The sequence below is a fragment of the Campylobacter concisus genome (genome assembly GCF_002912425.1).
Taxonomy (GTDB): Bacteria; Campylobacterota; Campylobacteria; order Campylobacterales; family Campylobacteraceae; genus Campylobacter_A; species Campylobacter_A concisus_AH.
The window spans coordinates 1-1525 of record NZ_POYR01000148.1 but is presented as its reverse complement, the minus strand read 5'-3'; the positions used below and the strand labels follow the sequence as shown (position 1 = coordinate 1525).

1 protein-coding gene is annotated in these 1525 nt (G+C 35.9%); it reads right to left on the bottom strand.

Annotated elements, in window-relative coordinates:
• Positions 1–95: 95 nt before the first annotated feature.
• The gene (locus CYP84_RS08260) at positions 96–1109 is read right to left on the bottom strand and encodes a bifunctional 3,4-dihydroxy-2-butanone 4-phosphate synthase/GTP cyclohydrolase II (protein WP_103637234.1); all 1014 of its coding nucleotides are present in this window, start codon (positions 1107–1109) and stop codon (positions 96–98) included.
• Positions 1110–1525 lie beyond the last annotated feature (416 nt).

The window sequence follows — 1525 nt, the reverse complement described above, 5'->3', positions numbered from 1 at the left end:
TACTAATTTAAATGTGTGTTATCTGTAAAAAATAATGCAGAAAGTATTATAAAATTTAGCCAGAGCCAAGCCAAACTGGCTAAATTTGGTGATATTTAAATTTCTTTATAGCCGACTATGTTTAGCCCAAAACCAGCTAAGCTTACAAATTCTTTATTTTTATTTGAGCTTAGAAGCTCGATATCCTTTACGCCAAAGTGATTTAAAATTTGCGCTCCAATGCCGTAGTCTTTGCTTGTGTTTGAGTTGTCGCTATCTAAAAAGATCAAAATTCCACCATTTTGGCTTAGAAATTTGATAGTTTTTAAAAGCTCTTCATATTTTAGACTGCTTAAAAGCTCGTGATCGGCAAGGATCTTTTGAAATTTGACATTAGCCTTGCTCTTTGGCTCACCAAAAAGATAAGCTGAGTGAATTTTACCTTTGTGATCAGTGATATCGTATCTTGCTGCAGCGCAGTCTGCGATCATCACGTCACTTTTTTCACCAACTCTTATGAGGCTTTCATGGCTTAGCCTATACTCGACTAGGTCAGAAACGCTGATCATATTTAGCCCAAATTTCTTACAAAAATCCTCTAAATAATCGCGCCTTGCCATGGTGCCATCTTCTTTTACAATCTCGCATATCGAAGCCATCGGAGCAACACCTGCAAGCTTGCAAAGATCAACTGAGCCCTCGGTGTGGCCTGTACGAACGAGCACACCGCCATTTTTAGCGATGAGTGGGAAAATATGTCCTGGACGCACGAAATCTTCAGGCTTTGAGCTAGCCTCAGCTGCAAGCCTGATCGTCATATCGCGCTCGTATGCGCTAACTCCAGTTGTTGCGTCTTTTGCGTCGATCGTGACCGTAAAAGCTGTCTCGTGGCTCGATGTGTTTTTAGCTACCATTAGCGGCAGGTCAAGCCTTTTGGCGTTCGCCTCATCCATCGCAAGACAAAGCACGCCCTTTGCATGAGTGATGGCAAAATTTACCTTTTGCATGTCACTACTAGCTGCTGAAAAGACTAGATCACCCTCGTTTTCGCGGTCCTCATCATCGACCATTACGATCATTTTCCCATTTTTTATATCCTCAATCGCTCTTAATACATTTTCAAGTGCCATAATTATCCTTTTATAAATTTTTACGATTATATTGATATTTTGATAATCAAAAGATAAAAACCATATTTTTTCTTTGCCGGTAATCGCTTTTGAGAAAAAAAGAATTTACTCCAAAATTTAAGCTTTTGAGGTTGATCTTAGCCATTTGGCAGGATAAAATTTATATGTATATTTGCGCGATAAAAACAAATTTTGGCTTTAAATTTTAAAATATGCCTTAAACTTTAGGCAACAATAAATTGTTATTTTAGCTTATTGATAGCACTATAAAGATAATTGAAATTTTATATTAAATTTGGTTTTAAAATTTAAATATTCTTTGTTTAGAAAATCGAGTGAAATTTATGCTGTTATCGTTGCTTTAGCTATAAAAGCTAAAAATTTTAATAGAAAAATATATTTTAAATTATTCTAAA

Coding starts and splice junctions, on each gene's coding strand:
- CYP84_RS08260 (WP_103637234.1), bottom strand. CDS start 1,109: ATGGCACTTGAAAATGTATTAAGAGCGATTGAGGATATAAAAAATGGG.